The following is a 25,696-nucleotide window of genomic DNA, read 5'->3' on the forward strand; positions in this document are numbered from 1 at the left end:
CTTGTAGCATAGCCTCTATCCTAGGACCAAATTCGTCCTTAACGTCATTCTGTAGAAACTGCCCCCAATAAATGCGTAGTTTTTGATTACCGTTAACTTATACACTTAAATTTACACTATTAAAACCAGCATATACTCGATTTACATTTTCTTAATCATGACATTCTTTTTTTGCAATAACTGCGTCCATAATCAGTTAATATATATCCATACAGCTGACCTTTTTTCTTTCTTTCCACAATATGATCATTAGCCAACTTCTTCGCCACCCAGCCTATTGATTGTGGGCTCATATCAACCTCGCCTGCCAAATCCTTCGCAAAAACATAATCGTTCTTATCATTTAATTCTATCACTATCTTTAATTCGTTCACGGTCAATTTTCTCAACTGTCCAATATTATCTTCATCGTCCAAGAATTCATCATCTATTATTGTCTCAATAATAACCTTGCCATTACAGTTCGGGCATTTAAATTTAGTAAATTCCAGCCCTGTCAAATCCTGTTCTGAAAAGATTCGTCCACACTGTTCATTAGTACAATGTATTTTCTTTAATTCTCGTAATTGATTTAATATCAAGCTGCTATAATTAAAAGGTCTACCTACAAAATACTTACTATATTCGCCACCACTAGGTTTTCCCCAGATTATGTTATTCTTTTTCGCAAGCCCATAATTCAAACAATAAACATTTACTTTTTTTCCATCTTTATTAGACAATTCTTCATATTTTGAAATAAAATGGTTCAACTCTAACGACGCTAGATATTTACCTTCTTCTTGCAAAACATGAAAATGACTCGAACACGGAAACATCTTACTATATTCACCTGATAATTCCCCACTTAAAATTTGCCTTTTTATCCCCTTCGCTTTTTCTACGATTGCATTTTTTAATTTATTCAATTGTTCAACATCTCTTTTTTCTTCCAATGATAAAAGACAATATGTACTAGCATCAAAAAAAGCCTCTATATTTTTTTCATAATACTTCATCGCTGCATTCTCGATATCTAACTTACCTATTTTTTTATCATATATCACATTGCTTTGATGCAAATATGACAAAAGATACCCAATAATTCTCGGAACATTCATAGACGTTTTAAAAAATAATGAATACACTTCATTCGCAGACATTTTATCATCTATAAAGTCTAACAAATCTATATTGTAATACTTAAACCTATTATCAAGCAATCGTTTTGTAAACCCCGCAGCATTTTCCTCCATTTTATTCACATCAAACTCCGAATACAAATTATAAAAATCCAAATTAATTATATCAATTTTTCCAGGATCTATCTTTCCGTTATACACTCTATTGGGATAAAATGCTATTTTAAACTTAATAAATTCATTTGACCAATTATTCAGTGGTGCTACTATCGTATCAATAAACATTTTTAACGCGCTATCATCTATCTCTGAAACATCATCAAGCATTATTACTAAATGTGATATCCCAATATTATTTAGTATATTTTGTAGAGACTCTATTACTTTTTTGACCTCGAACACCCTTAGTAAATTTTCTGATAATTCCTTTTCAATATTGTTAGTATTTTCACACATCCACTCATCCATAACTGCTGCTTTTGCTGCAACTTTTGGCAATGAACATACATCAGCATTAACGCCTATATTCCCCTCCTTTTTTTGAGTTTCTCCATTTGATTTCTCAACCGTTTTTTTACCTGTATAATCCCTGGAAGCGTTATTTCTCTTATCTCTTTGTTTTCCTTTATACTTCTTTTTAAATTATCAATCTCATTTTTTAGCTTTTCATTCTTATCCCCTATTATTGAATTTTTTATTTTTTGAAAAACTGTTTTTCGCTGATTATCAATCTCAACATATATTCTAGATAAAACTTCACCAATAAATTCTCTTGCAACAAGATACTTATCAACAGTCGTTTTATCCATAGGCTGTAAAATAACATCATCCATCCCTATCGATTGTGATTTTGAAGATTCAAAAATTGTTTTTGCATCTATGTAACAAGGAAAATATCCTTTTCTTTTCCTGTATTCCTCCTCTAATTTAAGGAAAATTGTAGATTTTCCAGTCCCCTTTCTTCCAATCAAATAAGTTGTATTATCAAGCAAACACTTATTTAATACTAAATCTCCTTCCAATAAATCAACATACATATCATCTAATACACTCTTTCCATCTTCGTTTTTCAATTCTGCTCTTCTATATTTTTTTAAAGATTCCGCAACCTTAAAAAAACATTCTTTTTCATCAAGCATTAAAACACCTCCAATATTACATAAAGCCTCAACAATATATACAGTTTTATAAAAGAAGATACTCGACACATGTTTGGCATAGCAACATAGAAAATATCCTGCTGGTTTTATTATGCCTTTTATGCCAATTTCCCAACCACAGGTTTTTGAATTATATATCCTCTGTCCGATATGTACTATATCCCTCATACCGGTAGGAGGCATCGATACCCTTCATATATACCTGCCGATCGTCTATCTTATCAGTCAGGGCTTCTTTCAGCAGGGATTTTATTTCTTTATCCCGCACAGGGCTTCGTTCCATGGCCAGCAGGTAATCTTCCTTATCGACCATACTCCAGTCAATGACCCGGCCGATTTCCCGTCGCAGGATATTATCGAGCCAGATGCGCGTACTGCGTCCGTTGCCTTCGCGGAAGGGGTGCGCGACATTCATCTCGACATATTTCTCAACAATGGCCTCGAACGTATCCTGTGGCATCTTGTCGATGCTTTTCAAGGCTTCATCCAGATACAAAACCGGGGCAAAGCGAAAATTCCCCTTGGCGATGTTTACCGTTCGCATCTTACCAGCAAATTCGTAGACATCCTGGAAAAGATAACCATGGATTTGCTGTAAACCAGCAAAGGTACCGACCTCATACTGGTCAAGTATTTTCTTGTCATATAGTTCCAATGCCCGCTTCTTAGTCAAACGCTCTTCGGCATGGGCAAGCTCTATCGCATCGGTAAGGCCCAGTTTATTTTCTAAAGTCACTTTATCCACCTGCTTTCACCCATATATTATCCTTAATTCTGATGTAGCAGCTTAGCCTTGACGATGCGTTTTACTGACGCATCGATCTGGCCCTTGTCCAGCTCGCCGTTTTCATATGCTTCGAGCAGGCCTAGGTAGATTTCGGTCTCATGCTCATACTCATGGCAGATCATGACCATATCGGCGCCAGCCTTGACGGCATTGACGCCGAGCTGCCGGAAGCTGCCGTGCTTAGCCACCGCCCCCATCTCAAGGTCATCCGTGATGATAAGGCCTTGATAGCCCATCTCACCACGCAGCAGGTCTGTGATGATGGCGCGCGACTGGCTGGCCGAGTTCTTCGCATCAAGCTGCGGATACTTCAGATGTGAGACGAGTACGAAAAAGTCATCGTCGGTATCTCGATCGATAATGGCCTGGAATGGCTTGAGGTCCGTATTACGGAGCTCTTCCCTGCTGATGTCGATGGCCGAAACATCTTGATGCGAGTCGACTGTCCCGCGGCCGATACCGGGAAAATGTTTGAGCGCGTAGATGACATGGGACTCCTCATAGCCCTGTGTTGCAGCCTTGAGCATCTTCGTTGCCTGCTCAGGGTCAGCCCCATAGGAACGCTCACTTGCCGCGCCAAGGTCAGCCACCGGCGCGAAGTTCACATTGATGCCCAGCTTTCGCAGCTGCTCACCAGTCTTGCGTGCCCAGGACTCGGCGGCCACGGTGTCCTGCGCCGCTCCCAGCACCCGCTGCGACGGCGGTGGCTCGATAAAGCCCTTACCCCGCGAAACAGGGCCACCCTCTTCATCAATGCCGATAAAAAGCGGCACAAGCTGCCCCGCATCGCTTGCCGCCTGCTGCAGGTCAGCGGTAAGCTTGACCGTCTGCTCAGCCGTCTGCAGGTTGCGGTCAAACAGGATGATATTGCCGATATGATACTGGCTCAGCATGTAGTTGGCATCATCAGTGAGTTCCGTGCCATGAATGCCTATCATCACCATCTGCCCGAGCTTTTCCTTATAGCTCATATTGGCGACAATAGCATCAACCTTGTCATCAAGCGTCTGCGGCTTCTCAGCAGCCTTATTCGCCCCCTGGCCACAGCCTACAGTGACGGCCACCCCCAGCGATATAAGCCCCATAGCCAGGCTCTTTATCCATTTATTACGCTTCATTGCTTTATCCCTCGATTAATATTGTTCTTCATTGACGAAAAAAAAACATCTTGGTATAATGAGTATAGAAAAGATGCTATACACGGGAACAGTCAGCCCGAACATATAATGTACGAATTAACCGCCTAGTTTTCCAGACATGGGGCGGTTATTTTCGTGTGTTCAAGTCTTTACCAATCATATAGCCAAAACTAAAGACGGCAATCGTATAGCCTGTTACAGCTAACATTGACTCTATTGTCATACGACATCCCTCCTCTTGCATATTTCCCCAAGGGGACTCTATGTCATCGGAGGGTCACAGTCCCTCCGCAGAGGGCTAACCGCTTCCTGTGTGATAGCACCACGAATATTATAACACAAAACGCCGGGCCGAAACCACAAATTAAATGGTTTCGGCCCGGCGTTTCCTTTACCTTTATTTGCTGAAGAACAGCGCATAATACCCGTTGACAAAAATAACGAGTACGATAAGCGGCAAGATCCACGTGACATAGAACCGCACGCAGGTCGGGAAGGCCATACCCTTGCCGGTATTGGCCTCCTTGATGAAGTTATCCCGAGCCCGGCCCTAGCGGCTGGAATCCGCTCCAGACGTTGAATTCGAGCACGCATGGCAGCGACAGTAGGATGATAACCGGTATACCCCAGCGGATGATTGTCCGGCGATCCTTATGCAACAGCTCGAAGAAACAGACGATGAGGTTCTCGAATACCGCAATGACCGTCGACATCGAGGCAAACGTCATGAACAAGAAGAACATCGTGCCCCAAAGGCGGCCAAGCGGCATCGCATTGAACACGTTCGGCAGCGAGATGAATAAGAGATTCGGGCCGCTGGCCGGGTCGACGCCATAGGCAAAACAGGCCGGGAAAATGATAAGGCCAGCCATGATAGTGTCGCGGTGTAAGCTGCACGCTATGCGCGCAGCACCCGCTTCGTCCCCGGATGCATGTCACTGCCAATCTCATCCGTGCGGCAGGCCTTCGACTCCACGAGAATCTCCCCCGTAAGCCCAGCCTTTACCACCATATCCTTCATCACAAACTCCGCCATCGTCGACCGGCAAATATTGCCATGGCAGACGAATAATATTTTTTTTCATCTCCAATACTCCTTATCGTGCTTAGTCTACATCCAATCCTAACTCAAACCACGTTTTTGTCTCGAGATGATAATTGTTCCCATTTGCATCTTTCATTGTATTTACATTTTGAATTAAAATTTTTACGGAATCCGGATGCTTTGTTGCAACTAAAATACCGTCATCCGGTGTAACCCCGTCAAATATCAATCTTTTCACTATCGCTTAACTTCAATCGATTCCAATACAAGTCGTTTTTTAAGTATTTCCCTTTTGATGACCTTGCTGATCCTGGTTCTTGAAGCAAATACATCGCAGTTATTTTTACAAAATCTTCAATTTTATATTCCCCACTAGGCATTTCACTACTTCTCTTGTGAATCTTGAAAGGTTCATAGAATATGATATTTTTAGAATCTCCTATATTTAGATCATCCGAAGTTATAACTATATCTCCAGAGTCTTTATTTAAAAGTGCAAGCAACGCCTCCTCATTTATTATCAATTCTTCTTTATTGACAAATACATTCTTTTTTATTCTCTCAAGCTTAGCTATAGAACCATCAATACACAAATTATAATTCTGTATAAAATTCTTTATGAGTTTCTTTTCTGTATCATTATCACCACTTCCCAATTGTAAGATCCCCATCTTATACCAATAAAGTATATGTTCGAATTCTTTTACAATATGATCCTCTTTATTAGATAAAAACATGCACAACAACCGATCTATATCATTTTTTAATGATCTCATTGTTATCATAATCTCATTCTTTAAACAAAATGACATATTATTGGCCACCTTCCTTTTACTAATTATTTCATCTACTAAATTATCCCCCTCAGGATAAATAGTACCCATATGAATATTGAACAAATCCTTAAGCTGCTTTCTAATCTGTGGCTTTGCTTCTTTTTTCACTTTAATTTTAGTATACAAATTCCCCGGTATTCTCCGAGCATCTACACCTTGAAAAAGAATAAATGCACCTTGTTGCGCAATTATTCTTGGATTTGTCTTAATGTGATCAATTAATTTAAAATTTCTATTAAACAGAGTTGTTTTAGAAAACCACTTATATTTGTCAGATATCAATGCTTTGTAGTTTTCTTGTATTCCATTTCCAACTGGACAAAACATCTCATTCAGCGAAAAAACATACACATATCCAGCCTTATCATCCGAGGAAGTAATTTCCTTATTGTAAAACGGTGTTGTTGCAAAAAACAAAGCTACTAATGAATTGTATGACACATCTAATAATCTACTAGGAAAGCCTCCATGTTGTGCATTAATAGCTTTTTCTAAATATGAATCGCCTTCCACTAAATGATTTGCCGTCATTTCATCTAGAATGCTTTTCTCAATCTTTTCGTCATTATCTATATATCCGTCGCGAAATATATTGGGTTGGCATGCAGTATCTCCATGATCGCTTGTTTCGCCGCGATATACTTTTATTTTATCATCGCTTCTCAGCGCCTCTATTATTTTTATATACTGGATTACGCCACCATTTTTATCAACATTTTCTATCCCCAAGATTCAACCTGCCTCCCCAGTTAATACATTTTATATCCATGTTCTTTTCATCATTAGCACAAAAACAATCTTACAAGTATAATTTCGAGTCGAAAGATACCTCAGCACCAGAGAACGGGGGCATCGAATACTACATCATCAGCAACCTAGTTGCCGAACTTACCAATTTTAACCTAAAAGCTCTTGTAATCTCCTCTCCGCATTAAGCGCGAATGTACTGCGTTCTATTGCCTGCCTTCTGCATAATCAGGGCCCCTTCATCACACATCTTCGCTAATATTGAATATGCTTTGGTAGTTCCTACTGACAATGCTGCCTCCACATCCTTACGGGTAATGCTGCCTTGTCTTTTCACAAGCCCCATTACAATTTCTTTTTCGGTCTCTGGTTGATAGGATATCACTTTTTCTGATTGCTCATCGATATTAAGATTAAACAGCGTGGTCTTAAATGCCCCTTGTGCTGATTCAAAAACAGGCTGCTTCTCACTATTTTTGTATAATGCCTTGATACGTTTTATCCCTGTACCAACCAGTTTCAGCCTATAAAAAACATTTGCCAAACATGCATTACGTGACTGGGAAACGCCCATCAATACGGCCTTCATAGACAGCCCTGTTACGAGTCCCCCTAAGGACAAGAATTCAATTCTGTCATCATAGATATTCACCAGTGTACTACCATTGAAGCTATAATCACGATGAATGATAGCGTTGAGTAACGCTTCTCTGATTGCCGCCATAGGATAATCTCTCTTATCATTACACCGCAAACTATCAATCGTTGACTTAACAGCTATATTTTTATCCAGAAAAGCATACCCATCTTCCAACTGCGACAGCAACGAGCCTCTAAACTCTTGATGATTACGAAATACGACATCGTCTCTTCCTTGGAACACAGCGACTTTCAACGTATGCTCACATTGGTCAGACATCAATAGCGCAAGATTGGTATAAAGACCGTCCTCCCCAATCATACGCAAGGTACGCATCTGCACAGCTCCACATTCCATGTCCCGTATAGCCATTTCTTTCTGAAAAACCTCAAATGTAAGCTCCTGGTTAAGACTGCGGCATGTTTCATAAGATTTACCATAGGACTCTACAATCATATCCCGGATACCGTCTTCACTTAACGGCTGCGACGAAGTCCCACGACGTACATAAACTCCATTTGGTTTTAAGCCTTTATCCTTAATATAGTATGGCCGGGCAGAACCAATAGCCACTTCCACGGCAATCACGGTCTTCTTTTCCCGATTGGCCACAATCCGCTCCTTTCTCTTTCTTTCTCTTTCTTATAAAAAAAAGAAATGAAAGAAAGCAAGTAATAAATCAGCGTGCACCCGGACGCACAGCAAAAGAGCCCGCATGGCTTTGCGCCAATGCGGGGCTCGTTAGTTTTCGGATTTATCAGCGATTGTTCAGCTGCTGCAAAGGATCTGGGCCGTACTGATTCGGCCCCTCAGTCCCTTTCGCAAACAGCAAATATATTCCCCAAGGAACATTGACATAAGGAATGAGGAAAATCAATGACAGCCAGCCAGTCTTATCCAGATCATGCAAACGGCGGGCAGAAACAAAGTACGATGCTACGACAAAGGGAATCGAGCCTAAACCAGCAAGCACCACAGCCCCGTCTTCCCCTCCAATGAAGACGCCGATTACAGCTAAGATCAGCAATACCACGAGGGTTATCAGTCCAAGCTTGAGGCTGGTCGTAAAATATGCCCAACGGTTCAAGCGCCCTTCTGTCGTCCAGAAATTGCGTTTGAACCATCCCTGCTGAAGCTGCTGGTTGTAGCCGGGAGCACTATTCATATCGCCGTTCATTGAATTGCCATAGCCATTATCTGGCCGCGCATCCTGTGGCTGCCCAGAAGCCGGCTCAGCCAACGGAGCCCCGCACTTCGAACAGAATTTCGTTCCTTCCTTCACTTGCGTTCCACATGCTGTACAGAATCTTGCCATAGGTCATTCCTCCTTTTTCTTGCTATCCTTTCAAACTCCTTCTATCAGTATGGAATGCCGTTGCGCAGCTTTGCTTTGACAATACGCCGCACAGAAGCATCAATCTGATCTTTATCCAATTCGCCATTCTCATAGGCTGCGAGCAGGCCGAGGTAGACGTCGGTTTCATGCGGATACTCATGGCACATCATGACGATATCCACGCCAGCTTTGACGGCTTTGACCCCGATATCGCGGTAGCTGCCGTATTTCGCTACCGCTCCCATCTCGAGGTCGTCGGTAATGATAAGACCGTTATACCCCATCTTTTTACGCAAAAGCCCGGTCACGATGGCATGGGACTGGCTGGCTGCATTCTCCTTATCGAGCTGCGGATATTTCAGATGTGAGACCAAGATAAAGAAATCCTGGTCGGCCTTCTCATCGATCAGCGCCTGGAAGGGCTTGAGGTCGGACTTAAACAGCGTATCTTCTGTCACATCGATGCTTGAAATATCCTTATGCGAGTCGACCGTGCCGCGGCCGATGCCTGGGAAATGCTTGAGCGCATAGATTTCCCGCGAGGACTCGTACCCCTGCGCCGCTGCTTTAACGAATTTCACGACAGCATCGGGATCATTGCTATAGGAGCGTGTATCCTGCGAGCCAATATCCGCTACGGGCGCAAAATTGACATTGATGCCTAAATCTTTAAGCGCCGCTCCCGTTTTTCTTGCCCAGGCCTCGACAGCCGTCGTCTCGCCAGCATTTCCCAGTTCCTGCTGGGACGGTGGCGGCTCGATGAAGTTTCTCCCGCGGACAACCCGTCCGCCCTCTTCATCGATAGCGATAAATAGCGGCACTGGCTGATGCGCATTCTCTTTGGCCGAGCGCTGCAGGTCAGCCGTGAGCTTTGCAGTCTGCTCGCGGGACTGCAGATTGCGGTCAAACAAGATGACATTGCCGATATGATACTGGCTCAGCATATAGGCAGCATCATCGCTAAGCTCTGTACCATGGATGCCAATCATGACCATCTGCCCCAGTTTTTCCTTATAGGTCATCTTGTCCACGATGGCATCCACTTTTTCATCCAGCGTCTTCTCGCTAACTATATTGCCAGCTTTCTGGTTGCTCTTATCCCAACCACTGCTGAAGCTGATCCCGCCCACAACTGCCAATACAACAATACCGCCAATTAGAGCAGCGAATTTCTTATTCCACATTCGTAGTATCCTCCCCTCTTTCCTTATTATATTCTAGCAAAACATATAGATGAAATCTACAAAAAGCAGCCTGCCGGCTCTTCCGAGCCAGCAGGCCGCTTTTATCCGCAATATAAGCTTTTAGTTCTCTGATTAGAAGAAGAACTGTACACGAGCAAACGCGTTGGACGTCTTGTGGTCGCCAGCGATCGTCTTACCGAAGCCATAACGGCCCGAAAGGACGACATTCTTGAACAGCGTGTAGTTAGCGCCGATCTCATAATCCTTCTCACCAGCACGCGTTACATCCCAAGTCGGGTTTGGTGCAGTTCCACGGCCAATATGGCGGTATGCAACCCAAGCGCCCCAAGAGCCTTTGTTTTCAGCTTTTGCACCCTTATAGTTTATCTCAAGACCAGCAGACTTGTTCTGATCATCAGAGTTGGATTTTGCATAGAACGCCTTGGCATTCAGCGTCGGCAGGAACTTATATCCAGCTTTGACAATCCATACATGGCCATCACCATCACCATTTACCTCATCGAAACGATGATAGCTAGCACCAGCGCTCAGCTTGTTTTTTGCATAGTTGGCACCAACATAAAGGTGTTTAGCCAAATCCCCCTGATTGAGACGTGCGTAGCCAAGCGTACCTTTGAGCTCTTTGCCGTAGGTAACCTCAACACCCGTATGGTTTACATCGAAGAGATTGTCATTGTCCAGCGAACCGAATTTACCGATTTTCACCTGGAATCTGTCATAATCGCCCTGTGCCCATACGCGTTTGATACTGAGCTTATCGTCGTTTTCTCTGTCCGGTGCATCTTTTGCCATGTTGAGCTTAGCATCGATACGTGCCTTTACATGCCAATGGTTGTTGACCTCAGCCGACGGCTCAAGACGGAGCAGCAGGTCATTCTTGTGGTCATCGTTAGCACGGCCTTCCTGATTATAACGGGAAATCGTGTAACGAGCCTCGCCGTTCCATTTTACCATGTCAGCGTTGCGCTCGAGGTTGGCAACGCGGACACCGAGGTTGTTGAGCTCATCAGCGAACTCAGCAGCGAGTTTGTCGACGAGAGCCTTGTCAGCGCCAGACGGGTTCTTAGCCATAGCCTTAGCTACCATCTGAGCCATCTCATAACGCGTGATGTTGCGGTCGCCTCTGTACGTGCCATCGCCATAGCCGTCGATTACACCGTCAGCAGCGAGCTGAGCAACAGCATCATATGCCCAGTGGTCAGCCGGAACATCGGAGAACGGATTTGCAGCAGCAAACGTCGTGCTGGCTGCGCCGACAACCAAAGCGGTCGTCAGAGCGGATACGAGAGTCTTCTTCATGAGAAACTCCTCCTTCTGTAAGATAGAATTGAATTTTCATTCAGTCCTAGACGAGGAATCCTGCATGAGTGTCCGTGTTTCCTCAGCTTTTCCATCGTTTCGTCCTGAACTTAGGGTTATCCTATCATACAATTTTCAGTTTCGCAACATTTTCCAGGAAATTTTATCCTGTTTTTAATTTTTTCCAACCAAAAAAGACCTCCGCAATTGCGGAGGTCTTTTGTTTTCGCTTGTAAACTTCTGCTAACCGTCAGATTAGAACAGGAACTCAACGCGACCGAAAGCGTTGGACGTACGCTCATCCGTAGCGAGGTCCTTACCGAAGCCATAGCGACCCGTCAGGATGACGTTCTTGAAGACCGTGTAGTTAGCACCGATCTCGAAGTCTTTCTCGCCAACGCGCGTTACATCCCAAGTACCGAACGGAACTGCATTTTTGCCGAGGTGACGGTATGCAACCCAAGCACCCCAGGAGCCTTTGTTCTCAGCCTGAGCGCCTTTGTAGTTGACTTCAATGCCACCAGCTTTTTTCTGCTTTTCAAGGGAGCCAACGAAGTCCTCTTTGCCCTGAGCATAGAAGCCTTTTACATTGACGTTCGGCGTGAACTGGTAGCCAGCTTTCAGCATCCAAATGCCATTGCTGTCGCTGAAACGAGCCGGAGTCTCGATATCCTTAACCTTAATGTTGTGATAGCTTGCACCAAGGCTCAGCTTATCTTTTGCGTAATCAACGCCAGCATACAGGTGATCAGCCGTGGTGTCGGCATAATTTGCCGGTGCGCCGTAGGCGGGAGCGGTAGCCCATTTCGTGAACTTATCGGAATCTAAACGAGCATAACCAATCGTGCCCTTAACTTCCTTACCGAAGGAAACCTCAACACCAGTATGCGTCGTATCAAAGATGCTGTCATCATCGTAGGAGCTGAACTTACCGAGTTTTACCGTGAAGTTCGTGTAGTCGCCCTGTGCCCATGCACGTTTGAGTTTAACCGAACCTTCGTCCTCAACCTCATCCTTTGCGAGGTTAACATTAGCATCGAGACGAGCATTTACATGCCAGTGATTGTTAACTTCAGCGGACGGCTCGAGACGGAACGTCAGGTTGTTCGTGCGCTCATCGCCAGCTTTGCCAGCGTTGTAACGGGAAATCGTGTACTCAGCTTTGCCGTTCCATTTTACCATGTCAGCATTGCGCTCGAGTTTAGCAACACGAACACCGAGGTTGTTCAGCTCATCAGCGAACTCAGCAGCGAGTTTGTCAACGAGAGCTTTGTCAGCGCCGGACGTGCTCTTAGCCATAGCTTTAGCTACCATCTGAGCCATCTCATAACGCGTGATGTTGCGGTCGCCTTTGTACGTGCCATCGCCATAACCGTCGATTACACCGTCAGCAGCGAGCTGAGCAACAGCATCATATGCCCAGTGGTCAGCCGGAACATCGGAGAACGGATTTGCAGCAGCAAACGTCGTGCTAGCTGCGCCAACAACCAGAGCGGTCGTCAGAGCGGATACGAGAGTCTTCTTCATGAGAAACTCCTCCTTCTGTAAAATAGAATTTTTTGTTCAATTCGCCATCAGAGGAATCTCATGAGTGTCCATGTTTCCTCACTCTGCTCCTTTGATGTACCCTCAAACAGTGCTTATCTTATCATAAATGGTTTTTAAGCGCAAGTATTCTAAGCGAAAAATAATCTCAATTCCATGCGCTTTTCAGTTTTCTGCGTATAGCGAAAATTCCACCGACCCGCATAAAACAAAGCCTCGCGGCATTTTTTGCGCGAGGCTTTGTTTTCAGATTATTTTTTTATTAGAAACATGTCAGAAAAGGAACTGGACGCGGCCAAAGACCTTCGAAGCATCGTTATCGCCGGCAATCGTCTTGCCGTTGAAATACTTGAGGCTGGCGACGGTATTTTTCGCTACGGCATAGTTCGTGCCGATCTCCCAGCCTTTCGTGCCTGCCCAAGCACCATCATAAGTCGGTGCCAGAGCTACGTTCTGGCCGAGATGGCGATAGGCGACATAGGCACCCCAGGAACCCGGGTTCTCGGCTTTGGCCCCCTTGTAATCGAGCTCGACCGAGCCAGCTTTCTTGTAGTTGTCGGCCTGCGTATTCTGGGCATACATGCCGCCGAGTGCGACATTGTCGTTGAAGTGGTACTTGCCGTTGACGCTCCAGATATTCGCCGTATCATGGTCGCCATAACCATCCGCACCGCGGAACGCGTCGCTGCCGATGCGGTGGTAAGCTGCACCTGCCGACAGGTTGCCCTTGTCGTACTGCAGGCCGACACCGCCGACCGAAGCTTTCTGCTCGCCAGCTGCGGCTGCACCAGCTACGATGCTGCTGTTGACGCCATTGTTATCGCTGAGATCCCAGCGGCCGCCCTGTACCGTGAACTTGACATCCTTGCCAGCCGTCAGCGCCGCACCAGTCATCTGGCTATCGAGGATGGAATCGCCATCCACCTGCATCGGCAGCTTACCAGCTTTGATGCTGAAGTTATCGTAGTCACCCTGGGCCCAAGCACGCTTGAGGCTGATATCGTTCTCGCCATCCTCGCTGGCATTGAGCTTCGCGTCGAGACGAGCTTTGACGTGCCAGTTGTTGTTGACCTCAGCCGTCGGCTCAAGGCGGAACAGCAATTCATTCTTTGCATCGCCATCGTCATCCACCTTCGTGTTCGTGTAGGTGTAGCGGGCCTCGCCGTTCCATTTCACTTTGTCAGCGTTGCGCTCAAGGTTCGAGACGCGGACACCGAGCTGATTGAGCTCATCGGCAAACTCAGCGGCGAGCTTGTCCACCAGCGCTTTGTCAGCACCGGACGTGTTCTTTGCCATGGCCTTGGCAACCATCTGTGCCATCTCATAACGCGTGATGTTCTTGTCGCCCTTGAAGGTATCGTCGCCGTAGCCTTCGATGACGCCGTCCGCAGCCAGCTGGGATACAGCATCATATGCCCAATGGTCAGCCGGGACATCCGAGAACGGGTTCGTAGCAGCAAAAGTAGTCGAAGCAGCGCCGACAACCAGTGCCGTAGTCAGAGCCGAAACAATAGTCTTTTTCATGATAATCTCCTCCATTTCGTAACCGAAAAGAAATGTAATCTCCCGTCCTGCGGGAAGTACGGCGGAGCTCATGAGTTTCCTTGTTTCCTCAGTGCTCATCTATCCGTGCCCCTTTCCCTTAGGACACTTTCAGTATAATACTTGACCAAGTCAATTACAATTAACGAACCATTATTCTTTCGTTATGATTTGATTAGATAGTTTTCTAAGTCAACTATAAGAAAAGACGCCCCACTGCATCAACGAAAAAGCAGCGCCGGTTCCAACATTCCGACGCTGCTTACCTGCTCAGGCACTGCGGCTCATATGTGTGATTTCAAAAATCTGCCTGCCCTATCCAATCGGGTATATCCATATAGCAAGAAAAGAAATTACACATTTATAAAACAGCGTGCTTTCCGCTATGTCCCCACTATGCTATGATATAGGTACCTTCGGCGTGTAGAGCCGTTCGCGCCGATCGGCGAAGACATCCATGTTTTCCTTGATTTGCTGGCGCACAGCCAGCCGCAGCGTGCTATGCAGGATGGTTTCCTGCTCACCGGCCTGCGCGAGGATCTCGCCCCAGGGGTCGATGATGGCGGAGTGGCCTGCCAGCTGCAGATTATCGGCTCCTATGCCGGATTCGTTGCAGGCGACGACGAAAATCTGATTTTCGATAGCGCGGGCCCTGATCAAAGTCTGCCAATGGATGAGCCGCGAAAGCGGCCAAGCGGCTGGTACGAATAAAACAGCCACGCCCTCCAGCGCCAGACGGCGGGCAAGCTCGGGAAAACGGATATCGTAGCAGACCGCCAGCCCGCATTTGACGCCATCGAGCGTAAAGGTCACGACACTATCGCCAGGCTGGAAGTCCTCTTTCTCGCCACTGGGCGTGAAGAGATGCGTCTTATGATAGGTCGTCGTCAGCCGGCCTGTGCGGTCAAAAACGTAGCAGGTATTGAATACCTGCCGGCCAATGGCATTGGCCACCGTCCCGCCAACGATGTTGACCTGATACCGCGCCGAAAGCTCGGCAAGCGCCCGCCGCGTCTGCGCGCCATCCGCATCGGCATAGTCGAGGATGGGCTGCGGATAGAAGCCGAGCCGCCAAAGCTCCGGCAGCAGCAGAACATCGGGACGCTGCGTCATAGCCTGCTCAGTCAGCCGGTAGAAATTCGCGATATTCTTTTCAGGCGCGCCAAACGCGACCTCCATCTGCAGTACAGCAACTTTCATAGACTATTACCTCACAAGGGGGACAAACAATGGAAAAGCAACAATACAAACTCGGCGATATCGTCCGCATGAAAAAACCGCATCCCTGCGGCAGCAGCGAATGGGAAATCCTGCGCGTCGGCATGGATTTCCGGCTCAAATGCCAGGGCTGCGGCCATCTCGTCATGCTGCCGCGCCCCAAATTCGAAAAAATGGTGCGCGCCATCGTAAAACACGCGAATACGGAGTAGAAGCTAAAAAATACGATAACATATAAATTATCACATTTCAATCATATCGCATACACAAACAGCCCGCTGACTGCATGGTCAGCGGGCTGTTCTATTTTCCTATTCAAGCTTCGCGTACTTCAAAATACATGGCTTCCTGCTCGGTCTGCAGGAAAGAGCAGGCAGCTGCAGCCACGCTCTGGCAGAACACCGACTCACTGCGGCGGCGGACATCGTCGAGATGCTCGAACACCCAGCTCAGCAGATGGTCCCGCAGGAACAGCTGGTACGCATCCCAAAGGCGGTCTGCCAGCTGCATATCGAGATGCCGGCGGCCCAAGGCCTCAAGAAGGCAGCTCATATACGCCAAAGCATAGTGCAAGTGGTCACCAGACTCTTCCTGCTGCAGCATATCCAGACCTGCTTCCTCACAGATCTGCCGTGCCCGCAGGCTCTCGAGCCGCATCGCCAGCGGCCGCTCCTCACAATAGACATCCGCCAGCGGCGGTGCCAGCCGCGTATGTGGCGCGATAAACAGCCGGTTGTAATCATCCGCTGTACCCGCGACAATCCCCGGCACTGCCAGCCGGATAGCCAGCAGCTTGCCGATATGCCGGACTGCCGATTTGCCAGAATACAGCACGCCGGAATAGTATTCCGATAATTCCCGATAGATTTCTGCTTTCTTCAGTAGCCTATCCCTAGATTCATGCTCATACATATCCATTCCACGCTCTCATAAGTAAATTTTATCATACTCATTAAGTTCCATTTTTCTATTATAATAAAAAACAGGCAGCAATATGCTGTGAACTTATCCAAACTTTTCCTGCAATACTTATAGGATTTTACACAGGAGCTTTTCACACCTGCTACGGATGCTGAATGATGCGCAGGGCCTGGCAGGCCACATAAAAGCGCACACGCCGGTCAGCCCGGTTAAGATCGACACCGAGCACATCCTGTATCTTCTTCAAGCGGTTGCGCAAGGTATTCGCATGGATGAACATGCGCTCAGCGGCCTTTGGCAGGGATTCGTTTTCCTGAAAATAGATTTCGAGCGTGCGCAGGTAATCCGTCTTGTTGGCATCGTCATAGGCCACGAGCGGTCCGAGCGTTTCCTGCACGAAATCATCCAGTTCTTCGATGCGGATATGCGAAAGCAGCTTCAAGACGCCCAAATCCTCATAGCAGGTAATACCATTTTCCGGATGATGGAATCTGCCGAGGCTCACCGCCTGCCGAGCCTCCTGCAAACTGCGGCAGATGTCCGCTACGGCCGGATAGACCCGGCCGATACCCAGTGAGAAAGCTGGCAGCTGCGGCTGCGCCTTACGTACCTGGCGTAAAGTGCCTGCATCTGCTCCCGTATGCCAGCCTGCCGGCTGCCAGCGTTCTCCTGCTCAGGCAGCAGCAGAACGACCTGGCTGTTGAGCTGCATCGTGATTGGCTGCGTAAAACGGCTGAGCAAGGTGCGCTGCCAACCGCGCTCAAGATCATCCTGCCACTGCTGCGACCGCCCGCCTAAAAGCGGCTGGTCGAATTCGGCCACCACCACATAATGCGGCCGGTCAAGATCCATATTCCAGAGCTTGCCGACACAGATGACTTCCTCCGATGATTCGAAGTTATGATAGAACACATCGTAGAGGAACTGCTCCCGATGGCGCCGCGTCTCCTGCCGCATCTCCTCCTCATGCCAGAGCAGGAACGAAAGCTGGCAGGACAGCTCCTTGAGCATCTCCTCCCGCTCCGGCGTCAGCTCCTCATCACCGAGTGCCGCCACGAGCCATCCCAGCGCCAGCGTCCCGTAACCGAGCGGCCGCAGATGCAGCCCCACAAAGGGCGTCATATCCTGCTGCAGCAGGGCCTGACGGCGATTGCGCAGCAGCGACAGCTCGCCCTCGGCAAAATCAGCCGTCCGCCGCACCAGCTCGCCGGACTGATTGATGACCGCAAGGGCCAGCCCCGTCACTTCAGCGGCCAGCCGCAATTTCCCTTGCAAGGTCGTCTGCTGCCAAAGGTCTTCCTTATTCATCTTTTGGTTCATGACCACCGGCCTCCTTACGCCAGAAACACCTCGGCTGCCGTGCCGCGATAAAGCGGATGGATGGCTGGGTATACCGAAGCAAGGGAGAGCCAAGCAGATTCGCATCTGCTTCTTCATCCTCATCCATCTCAATCAGTCGCAGCGCATTTACAGGACAAGCCTCGACGCAGGCAGGCAGCTGGCCTGCCGCCTGCCTATCCATACAGAAATCACACTTTTCCGCCCGCTGCGTGCGCGGACTGATTTGCGGCGCCCCAAACGGGCAGGCCCCAACGCAGCGGCCACAGCCGACGCATTTCTCACTATGATGCTGCACAACGCCATTGCGCAGCTTTTCATAGCAATGCTCCGGACACACCCGCATACACTCCGGTGCCGCACAGTGATTGCAGGCCATTGACAGCAATCCCTGAACCCGCACCTCAGCCCGCAGCGGCTCGAGATGACGGAACCCTCCTGGTGTACCGGGATGCTCGTACTGACAGGCAAGCTCACAGGCACGGCAGCCGACACAGCGCGATAAGTCCACCTGGAATCCTAGTTGATGCGGCCGCATGACGCCCCTCCTTACACTCCCCGCCAAGTTCTTCTATGTTTTGGCGAAATTTCAAACTATGGTATAATTACATCATACAATTATACCACAGATTCGAATCGTACGAAAAGAAAGGTGTTTCGAAATATGGCCAAACGCGAAATCGATCTGAACCGGTGCCTGTTCCACTATACCAACGTAAGCTGCCACCGCTGCGAGACTGCCTGCCCGCAGCAGGCCATCAAGAATCGCACCGTCGATGCGGACCGCTGCGATGACTGCGGCCTCTGCACGGCGGTCTGCCCCACAGGTGCCGTGCAAAGCTGCGTCGATTACGACAGCTGTCTCAGCCAGACGACTGCGCTTGAGCCGCAGGTACTCATGTGTGCCCAAGTGAGTGCACACGGCATGCAATGCCTGGGCGCACTTACCCGTCAGCTGCTCTGGGCTCTTGCCAGCCGCCGCCCCCTCGCCATCGACACGTCGCGCTGCGCCGGCTGCAACCCTGCCGTCAGCCAATGGCTCGATCAGGAAATCGCCGCCTGCAATCAGGCGCTGGAAAAGGCGGGCAAAGCGTCCATCCGCCTCGTCCATGTCCGCGAAGCGGCCCCGTCAAAGCCTAAAGTCGCCCGCCGCTCCTTCTTCCGCTCGCTGCTATCGGCTACCGCCCAGGGCGTCGCTGACTTCACCGCCGCACAGACCGAGCGCCTCTATGCCTTCGATCCGGTCATCTGGCTTGAAAAACAGCAGGCTGAGAGCTGTAATCTTTTCCCCGCCTTGACGGTCAGCGGCAACTGCAATTTCTGCGGGCTCTGCGCGATGCTATGCCCCGAAAAGGCCATCACCATCACGGAGGACGCCTCTAGTGCCAGCGGCAAGAAAGTCCAGTTTTCCCCGCTGCGCTGCACGGCCTGCACGGTCTGCACGGGCAACTGCCCGCATGAAGCCCTGACCCTCTCCACCGAAGCGAAAGGATGTGACCCCCATGCATAACGAGGACGGCTATCAGGTCACGCACCATACCTGCCCCCGCAACTGCTACGACTCCTGCCCGATGCTCGCCTACACGCGGGGCGGCCGCATCGAGAAGCTGACCGGCGATGGCAGCACCGATCCCGCCTTTTCCCAGCTCTGCTCCAAGGCCAGCCGGATACTCGGCACCGTCGACCACCCGCAGCGGCTGCTGTTCCCGCTGCACCAGGCAGGGCGCGGCACAGGACGCTGGCAGCGCATCAGCTGGGATACCGCCATCGACATCATCGCTCACAAGATCCTTGAACTCAAGGAACGCTACGGCTCCACGCTGCCTTTGTGCCTCAATAAGTATTCCGGCAATTTCGGCCTGCTCCACTATGCCTGTGAGGGCATGTTCAACAGCCTCGGGCCAACGACGCAGACAACTGGCACGCCTTGCTTTTCCTCCGGCATCGATGCCCAAAAGCTCGACTTCGGCGGCAATGTCACGTCTGCCATGCACGAGCTCATCCACTCGCAGCTCATCATCCTTTGGGGCGTGAATCCAGCCTGGACCTCCATCCACTCGCTGCCAGCCCTCTACACCGCCCGGGATCACGGGGCCAAGATTGTCGTCATCGATCCCGTCTATACGGAGACGGCCCGTAAAGCTGACTACTATATCCAAACGCGCCCGGGCAGCGACGCCGCCCTGGTGCTGCTGCTGCTGAAAAAGCTTGCCGCCCGCGGCGCACTAAAGGCTGACGACCCGCGCATCCTAGGCGCTGCTTCGCTGCTACGAAAGATTCGCCGCCTTGATGCCAAGGCTCTCTATGCAGCCATCGATCAGGACGAAGCGACCATCGAAATGCTGACAGACCTTATCGCCACACACAATCCCATGCATATCTGGTGCGGTTTTGGCATGCAGCGTCACATCCAGGGCGGCCTTACGATCCGGCTCATCGACGCCCTCTCTATGCTGACGGGCAATATCGGCATCGCCGGCGGCGGCGTCAACTTTGCCGACCGCGAAGGCGTCGACTTCCCTTACGCTACCAAGCATGCACGGAAAGACACCCGCTATATCAACATCAACCAGTTCGCCCAGCGGCTAAGCTCCCTGCAAGAGCCGCCGGTCCGCCTTTTATGGGTGGCCTGCCGCAATCTAATCGGCCAGGACGTCGCCCCGCATAAGCTGCGGGCCTGCTGGCAGGATCTCGAGCTCGTCGTCGTCGCTGATAAGTTCCTGACCCAGACCGCCGAGATGGCGGATATCGTTTTGCCCGTCACCACGGAATTTGAGAGTCTCGACGTCTATACCGGCTATTTCCAGCACTGGCTCGGCGTCAACGAACCCGCCATCGCCCCGCGCGGCGAGACGAAAAGCGACCTCGAGATCGCACGTCTGCTGACGCGCCGCCTAAACGAGCTTGCGCCTGGCACCAGCGATTTCCCCGCCGGACAGACCGATGAAGAGTTCCTCGATGCCGAGTTCACGCCAGCTGTCTGCGAGCAGCTTGGCATCAACGGCTGGCGCGACTTATGCGAAGGTGCCATCAAGGTGCGCGCATCATCCATTGCCTGGGAAGGCGGCCACTTTGCGACAGATGATGGCAAGTTCCACTGCTGCGATCTGCCCGAAAACATCGAGCTGCTCCTGCCGACACCAGCCTATCCCTTCCACTTCATCACCCCGCACGCCCAGCAGAACATCAACGGGCAAATCCACACGCAGCTGCACGAATTGCCCGAATACCCCCGCGTCTATATCCATCCCGCCGCTGCCCAAAAACGCCGCCTATCTGAAGGACAGCCGGTCATTCTCTGGAACGAGTACGGTAAGGTTACCGCTACCATCCACTATGACGAGCACCTGCCCCCTGACGTCCTGCTGAGCTATCAGGGCAGCAGCCGCCAAGGCAGGCTAAACGCGCTCAACGGCGGCCGCGCCACCGACCTCGGCACGCTGAGCACCGGTGCCCCCGGCGTCGCCCTCTACGATGTCTTCGTAAATATCCGGGCAAAATAAAAGACCGCCGCTTTCGCGACGGCCATGCAGCAGGCTGACTATTCCATACCGCAAATTGGATCTATCCTGTTGCGGATTACCATCTGTCGATCCATCTGACCAAGTAACAGCCGATTACACTGGCCAGTACAGATAGCAAGAAACTGGAGATCATGATATACTTAACTTAAGCTAAGGAATTGGAGAGAATTCCACTGAACATCGAGCTGTGGCGTGACTAACCACAGCTCTTTTCTATTTTCAGGCAACATCAAGACAAACCACAAAACGCCCGCATGATACGCAATCATACGGGCGTTTTTCTATCAGTATGTACTTATACGTTAAAGCGGAAGTTTACGACATCGCCATCCTGCATAACGTAGTCCTTGCCTTCGACGCGGACCTGTCCTTTTTCGCGTGCAGCTGCGACACTGCCATTGGCGACAAGGTCATCATAGTTGACGATTTCGGCACGGATAAAGCCACGCTCGAAATCCGTATGGATCTTGCCCGCAGCCTTCGGTGCTGTCGTCCCTTTGACAATCGTCCAGGCACGGCACTCGTCCGGGCCAGCCGTCAGGAACGTCTGGAGCCCCAGAAGGTCAAAGGCTGCCTTGATCAGACGGTCAAGACCGCTTTCGGTCTCGCCGAGATCCTCGAGGAACGCCTTGGCTTCTTCCTCGTCGAGCTCAGCGATTTCCGACTCGACTTTGGCCGAGATGGCAACGACCTCTGCCCCTTCCTGCGCAGCGAATTCCTTGACCTTCTGCACATAGGCATTCTCGTCAAAGGCCGTAGCGACTTCATCCTCGGCTACGTTCGTGACATAGAGCGTCGGCTTCAGCGTGATGAGGTTCATATCCTTGATGACCTCAAGGTCGTCTGCACTCAAGTCAACCTGGCGGGCCGGTTTGGCTTCATCCAGAGCCTCCTTGATACGGCGCAGGATTTCATCCTCCACGCGGGCTTCTTTGGCACCGGATTTCGCGAGCTTGGCCACCTTCATGATGCGCTTCTCGACGACCTCGAGATCCGCGAGGCAAAGCTCGGTCTGGATGATGTCGATATCGCGCAGCGGATCGATGCCGCCCTCGACATGCGTGATGTTCTGGTCATCGAAGCAGCGTACGACATGCGCGACTGCATCGACCTGACGGATATGCTCGAGGAACTTGTTGCCCAGGCCCTCGCCTTTCGAAGCCCCCTTGACAAGCCCCGCGATATCGACGAAGCGCACCGAAGCCGGCGTCGTCTTCTTGGAATCGTACATCTCATGCAGCACCTTGAGGCGCTCATCCGGCACTGCGACGACGCCGACATTCGGCTCAATCGTGCAGAACGGGAAGTTAGCTGCCTCAGCACCAGCCTTCGTGATTGCATTGAACAAAGTGCTCTTGCCGACATTTGGCAGGCCGACAATACCTACTTCTAAATTACTCAAAATACTTACTCCTTTAATCTCCTGATAAAAACCTTCCCCCTTAGGAAAGGTGGCGCGCAGCGCTCTCTTACAGCGTGCCGAAGATACGGTCGCCGGCGTCGCCGAGGCCCGGGACGATGTAGCCCTTCTCGTTGAGCTTCTCATCGATAGCCGCTACGTAAAGCGGTACATCCGGATGCTCTTCGTTGATGACCTTGATGCCTTCCGGCGCTGCGACAAGGCACATGAGGATCATGGATTTCGCACCCTTCTCCTTGAGCAGCGAGAGCGCTGCAGCCGCACTGCCGCCCGTGGCAAGCATCGGATCGACAACGATCAGCGTGCGCTCAGCGACATCATTAGGCAGCTTGCAGTAGTACTCGACCGGCTTGAGCGTCTTCGGGTCACGGTACATGCCGACATGGCCGACGCGGGCAGCCGGAATCATGTTGACAACGCCGTTGAGCATGCCGAGGCCAGCGCGCAGGATAGGTACGACACCGACTTTCTTGCCAGCCAGCACCTTGGCCTTGCATTTCGTGACCGGCGTCTCGATCTCGATTTCCTTGAGCGGGAAATCACGCGTAATCTCATAGGCCATGAGCATCGCGATCTCCTCTAGGAGCTCACGGAAGTCCTTCGTGCCCGTATCCTTCTGGCGCATCAGCGTGAGCTTGTGCTGGATCAGCGGATGATCGATTACGGTTACTTTCATATCTTCAGACATTTTCTTTCTTCTCCTTCAGTTTCTCTTATTCATAAAGCGGATATTTTTCGCAAAGAGCAGCTACACGCTTGCGGGCTGCTGCCTTGACGTCTTCGTTCTGCGGATCGCTAAGGACCATGGCTATGATATTCCCTACTTCTACCATATCCTCTTCCTTGAATCCGCGCGTCGTAAGTGCCGGAGAGCCGAGGCGGATACCGCTCGTGACAAACGGTGACAACGGCTCGAACGGAATCGTGTTGCGATTGGCCGTGATATTGACCTCGTCGAGGACGAACTGGGCTTCCTTACCCGTGATGCCCTTGCTCGTCAGATCGACCAGCATCAGATGGTTGTCCGTGCCGCCCGAGACGATGCGGAAACCGTCAGCAGACAGCGTATCAGCAAGTGCCTTGGCATTCTTCTTGAGCTGCTTGGCGTACTCCTTAAACTCCGGACGCAGAGCCTCGCCCAGCGCGACGGCCTTGGCAGCGATGACGTGCATAAGCGGGCCGCCCTGGATGCCAGGGAATACGGCCTTGTTGAACTGCTTGCCGAACTCCGCATCACGGCAAAGGATCATGCCGCCACGCGGGCCGCGCAGCGTCTTATGGGTCGTCGTCGTGACGACATCGGCATACGGGATCGGGCTCGGATGCTCCCCGGCAGCGACCAGGCCGGCGATGTGCGCGATGTCGACCATCAGATAGGCGCCGACTTTCTTCGCGATCTCAGACAGGCGCGGGAAGTCGATGACACGCGCATAGGCCGATGCACCGGCGACGATGAGCTTCGGCTGGCACTCCTCCGCCTGCTTCTCAAGCGCATCATAGTCGATCGTCTCCGTCTCCTTCGTAACACCGTACGGCACGATGTTGAAGTACTTGCCCGACATGTTGACCGGGCTGCCATGGGTCAGATGTCCGCCATCCGTGAGGTTCATGCCCATGACCGTATCGCCCGGCTGCAGCAGGGCAAAGAACACCGCCATATTGGCCTGTGCGCCCGAGTGCGGCTGCACGTTGGCATACTCCGCACCAAAGAGCTTCTTGGCCCGCTCGATGGCCAGTGTCTCCACCTCATCCACGAATTCGCAGCCGCCATAGTAGCGCTTGCCCGGGTAGCCTTCGGCGTACTTGTTGGTCAGCACGCTGCCCTGGGCCTCAAGCACCGCCTTGCTCACGATATTTTCCGAAGCGATAAGCTCGAGCTTCGTGCGCTGGCGTCTCAGCTCATTATCGAGCTGGGCGGCGATTTCCGGATCGGATTTCTTCAGTGTTTCCATAAGACTCATAGGGAGAACCTCCTAAAAAAGACAGATGAATGCGGACACTTGCTTATATTTTATTGGGAATAGACAGCAGTCAGTTCTGCTCCAGGGCCATGATCTTGTTCACGCGGCGCTCATGACGGCCGCCCTCGAACTCCGTCTCAACCCAGGCGCGGACGATCTCGCCAGCCGGACCAAAGCCCGTGACGCGGCCACCCATCGCGAGCACATTGGCATTGTTGTGCTGACGCGACATCTTAGCCGAGTAGACATCGCTGCAAAGTGCGCAGCGGATTCCCTTGACCTTGTTGCAGGCAATGCTGATGCCGATGCCCGTACCGCAAAGCGCAATGCCACGGTCGGATTTTCCCGAGACGACATCCGCGCAAATCTTCTCGGCGATATCGGGATAGTCGACCGACTCCGTGCCGAAGGTACCGACATCTGTCACCTCAATGTCGCCGTATTCCTTGAGGACCATCTTGACTTCTTCTTTGAGCTGGACAGCGCCGTGATCACTGCCGATGGTAATTTTCATGCTTACCCTCCACCTTTCTTACATACTAACTTTTATTGTATCATAAGCCCACCGAAAAAAATAGAAGTCTGCGATTTTTCTCGCAGACTTCTATCTATAAATCATGTATACAGCAACATATGAGGTTATTGCTATTCCAATAACACTTATAGTATACTCTCGTCATGGCTACCGAACGGTGGCGGTAAATCTATGGCCCTGGGAAGGGGCGCTGAACCATGAGTAGATATGACTTTTATCTGATACTGATTCTAGTTCTGGCGCTTGTACTAACCATAAAGTCATAAGAAAAGCCGCCTGAAGACGTCCAATCAGAAGGCGGCGATTCTTACTCGTTGTTAACTCTGTAGGGCTGACCGTCACCGGTAGCCTTTTACTATGTCCATTATAACGCCATT

General features: G+C 50.2%; 24 protein-coding genes and 1 pseudogene. 3 read left to right on the forward strand and 22 right to left on the reverse strand.

What is annotated here, in order from left to right; translation table 11 throughout:
* Nucleotides 1-155: 155 nt before the first annotated feature.
* The 14 genes and pseudogenes from BM181_RS06840 to BM181_RS06905 all read right to left on the reverse strand — a co-directional run bounded on the left by BM181_RS06840 (nucleotide 156) and on the right by BM181_RS06905 (nucleotide 15,602).
* On the reverse strand, nucleotides 156-1,619 hold the full coding sequence (locus BM181_RS06840; protein ID WP_075443257.1) for a hypothetical protein: 1,464 nt from the start codon (nucleotides 1,617-1,619) through the stop codon (nucleotides 156-158).
* 23 nt (nucleotides 1,620-1,642) lie between these two features.
* Nucleotides 1,643-2,464 carry a hypothetical protein gene (locus BM181_RS15280; RefSeq protein WP_177207176.1) on the reverse strand — a complete coding sequence of 274 codons (822 nt, stop codon included), beginning with the start codon at nucleotides 2,462-2,464 and terminating at the stop codon, nucleotides 1,643-1,645.
* Entirely contained in the window at nucleotides 2,412-3,017 is a 606-nt protein-coding gene (gene fic, locus BM181_RS06850; protein WP_075443261.1) for a protein adenylyltransferase Fic, read from the reverse strand. Before fic ends, BM181_RS15280 begins: the two co-directional genes overlap by 53 nt.
* Nucleotides 3,018-3,049: 32 nt before the next feature.
* Nucleotides 3,050-4,186 carry a glycoside hydrolase family 3 N-terminal domain-containing protein gene (locus tag BM181_RS06855; RefSeq protein WP_075443263.1) on the reverse strand — a complete coding sequence of 379 codons (1,137 nt, stop codon included), beginning with the start codon at nucleotides 4,184-4,186 and terminating at the stop codon, nucleotides 3,050-3,052.
* Between the two features lie 554 nt (nucleotides 4,187-4,740).
* Nucleotides 4,741-5,079, reverse strand: a complete 339-nt coding sequence (locus BM181_RS06860) for an SLC5/6 family protein (RefSeq protein WP_075443265.1) — start codon at nucleotides 5,077-5,079, stop codon at nucleotides 4,741-4,743.
* A 29-nt stretch (nucleotides 5,080-5,108) separates the two neighbouring features.
* Nucleotides 5,109-5,282, reverse strand: a pseudogene (locus tag BM181_RS06865) (arsenate reductase/protein-tyrosine-phosphatase family protein); the annotation flags it as partial.
* Nucleotides 5,283-5,470: 188 nt separating this feature from the next.
* On the reverse strand, nucleotides 5,471-6,817 hold the full coding sequence (locus tag BM181_RS06870; RefSeq protein ID WP_075443269.1) for an FRG domain-containing protein: 1,347 nt from the start codon (nucleotides 6,815-6,817) through the stop codon (nucleotides 5,471-5,473).
* Nucleotides 6,818-7,019: 202 nt separating this feature from the next.
* A complete protein-coding gene (locus BM181_RS06875; protein ID WP_075443271.1) occupies nucleotides 7,020-8,087 on the reverse strand; it encodes an ATP-binding protein in 1,068 nt (355 codons plus the stop codon).
* 145 nt (nucleotides 8,088-8,232) lie between these two features.
* Complete coding sequence (locus BM181_RS06880; protein WP_075443274.1) at nucleotides 8,233-8,790, reverse strand: DUF805 domain-containing protein; 558 nt, start codon at nucleotides 8,788-8,790, stop codon at nucleotides 8,233-8,235.
* Between the two features lie 44 nt (nucleotides 8,791-8,834).
* A complete protein-coding gene (locus tag BM181_RS06885; RefSeq protein ID WP_075443276.1) occupies nucleotides 8,835-9,995 on the reverse strand; it encodes a glycoside hydrolase family 3 N-terminal domain-containing protein in 1,161 nt (386 codons plus the stop codon).
* 132 nt (nucleotides 9,996-10,127) lie between these two features.
* Nucleotides 10,128-11,315 (reverse strand): S-layer homology domain-containing protein, encoded by a 1,188-nt coding sequence (locus BM181_RS06890; protein ID WP_075443277.1) that lies wholly within the window; start codon nucleotides 11,313-11,315, stop codon nucleotides 10,128-10,130.
* A gap of 255 nt (nucleotides 11,316-11,570) precedes the next feature.
* The gene (locus BM181_RS06895; protein ID WP_075443278.1) at nucleotides 11,571-12,842 is read right to left on the reverse strand and encodes an S-layer homology domain-containing protein; all 1,272 of its coding nucleotides are present in this window, start codon (nucleotides 12,840-12,842) and stop codon (nucleotides 11,571-11,573) included.
* Nucleotides 12,843-13,133: 291 nt separating this feature from the next.
* The gene (locus tag BM181_RS06900; protein WP_075443279.1) at nucleotides 13,134-14,384 is read right to left on the reverse strand and encodes an S-layer homology domain-containing protein; all 1,251 of its coding nucleotides are present in this window, start codon (nucleotides 14,382-14,384) and stop codon (nucleotides 13,134-13,136) included.
* A gap of 417 nt (nucleotides 14,385-14,801) precedes the next feature.
* Nucleotides 14,802-15,602 carry a carbon-nitrogen family hydrolase gene (locus BM181_RS06905; protein WP_075443280.1) on the reverse strand — a complete coding sequence of 267 codons (801 nt, stop codon included), beginning with the start codon at nucleotides 15,600-15,602 and terminating at the stop codon, nucleotides 14,802-14,804.
* A gap of 29 nt (nucleotides 15,603-15,631) precedes the next feature.
* Between BM181_RS06905 and BM181_RS06910 the strand changes: the two genes are divergently transcribed.
* On the forward strand, nucleotides 15,632-15,832 hold the full coding sequence (locus BM181_RS06910) for a DUF951 domain-containing protein (protein ID WP_075443281.1): 201 nt from the start codon (nucleotides 15,632-15,634) through the stop codon (nucleotides 15,830-15,832).
* A 103-nt stretch (nucleotides 15,833-15,935) separates the two neighbouring features.
* Here the strand turns inward: BM181_RS06910 and BM181_RS06915 are convergent, their stop codons facing one another.
* The 4 genes from BM181_RS06915 to BM181_RS06930 form a co-directional block, all read right to left on the reverse strand.
* A complete protein-coding gene (locus tag BM181_RS06915; RefSeq protein ID WP_075443283.1) occupies nucleotides 15,936-16,538 on the reverse strand; it encodes a TorD/DmsD family molecular chaperone in 603 nt (200 codons plus the stop codon).
* 145 nt (nucleotides 16,539-16,683) lie between these two features.
* Nucleotides 16,684-17,130: a PucR family transcriptional regulator gene (locus tag BM181_RS06920; protein ID WP_082336213.1), complete on the reverse strand. Its 447-nt coding sequence runs from the start codon at nucleotides 17,128-17,130 to the stop codon at nucleotides 16,684-16,686.
* Entirely contained in the window at nucleotides 17,085-17,861 is a 777-nt protein-coding gene (locus BM181_RS06925) for a hypothetical protein (RefSeq protein WP_075443287.1), read from the reverse strand. Before BM181_RS06925 ends, BM181_RS06920 begins: the two co-directional genes overlap by 46 nt.
* Nucleotides 17,842-18,417 (reverse strand): 4Fe-4S dicluster domain-containing protein, encoded by a 576-nt coding sequence (locus tag BM181_RS06930; protein ID WP_075443289.1) that lies wholly within the window; start codon nucleotides 18,415-18,417, stop codon nucleotides 17,842-17,844. The genes BM181_RS06925 and BM181_RS06930 overlap by 20 nt, the downstream gene beginning before the upstream one ends.
* 126 nt (nucleotides 18,418-18,543) lie before the next feature.
* Here BM181_RS06930 and BM181_RS15115 point away from each other — a divergent pair, with 126 nt between their 5' ends.
* Nucleotides 18,544-19,389, forward strand: coding sequence for an ATP-binding protein (locus BM181_RS15115; protein WP_075443291.1), 846 nt, complete (start codon nucleotides 18,544-18,546; stop codon nucleotides 19,387-19,389).
* On the forward strand, nucleotides 19,382-21,382 hold the full coding sequence (locus BM181_RS06940; RefSeq protein ID WP_075443293.1) for a molybdopterin-dependent oxidoreductase: 2,001 nt from the start codon (nucleotides 19,382-19,384) through the stop codon (nucleotides 21,380-21,382). The genes BM181_RS15115 and BM181_RS06940 overlap by 8 nt, the downstream gene beginning before the upstream one ends.
* A gap of 316 nt (nucleotides 21,383-21,698) precedes the next feature.
* Here BM181_RS06940 and ychF read toward each other — a convergent pair whose 3' ends face one another.
* The 4 genes from ychF to rpiB all read right to left on the reverse strand — a co-directional run bounded on the left by ychF (nucleotide 21,699) and on the right by rpiB (nucleotide 25,298).
* A complete protein-coding gene (ychF, locus tag BM181_RS06945; protein ID WP_075443295.1) occupies nucleotides 21,699-22,805 on the reverse strand; it encodes a redox-regulated ATPase YchF in 1,107 nt (368 codons plus the stop codon).
* Nucleotides 22,806-22,872: 67 nt separating this feature from the next.
* Nucleotides 22,873-23,511 (reverse strand): uracil phosphoribosyltransferase, encoded by a 639-nt coding sequence (gene upp, locus BM181_RS06950; RefSeq protein WP_173433097.1) that lies wholly within the window; start codon nucleotides 23,509-23,511, stop codon nucleotides 22,873-22,875.
* A 25-nt stretch (nucleotides 23,512-23,536) separates the two neighbouring features.
* A complete protein-coding gene (gene glyA / locus BM181_RS06955) occupies nucleotides 23,537-24,784 on the reverse strand; it encodes a serine hydroxymethyltransferase (RefSeq protein ID WP_075443297.1) in 1,248 nt (415 codons plus the stop codon).
* A 70-nt stretch (nucleotides 24,785-24,854) separates the two neighbouring features.
* On the reverse strand, nucleotides 24,855-25,298 hold the full coding sequence (gene rpiB, locus BM181_RS06960) for a ribose 5-phosphate isomerase B (protein ID WP_075443299.1): 444 nt from the start codon (nucleotides 25,296-25,298) through the stop codon (nucleotides 24,855-24,857).
* Nucleotides 25,299-25,696 lie beyond the last annotated feature (398 nt).

It is taken from the genome of Pseudoselenomonas ruminantium, from assembly GCF_900113715.1.
GTDB lineage: Bacteria > Bacillota > Negativicutes > Selenomonadales > Selenomonadaceae > Selenomonas_A > Selenomonas_A caprae.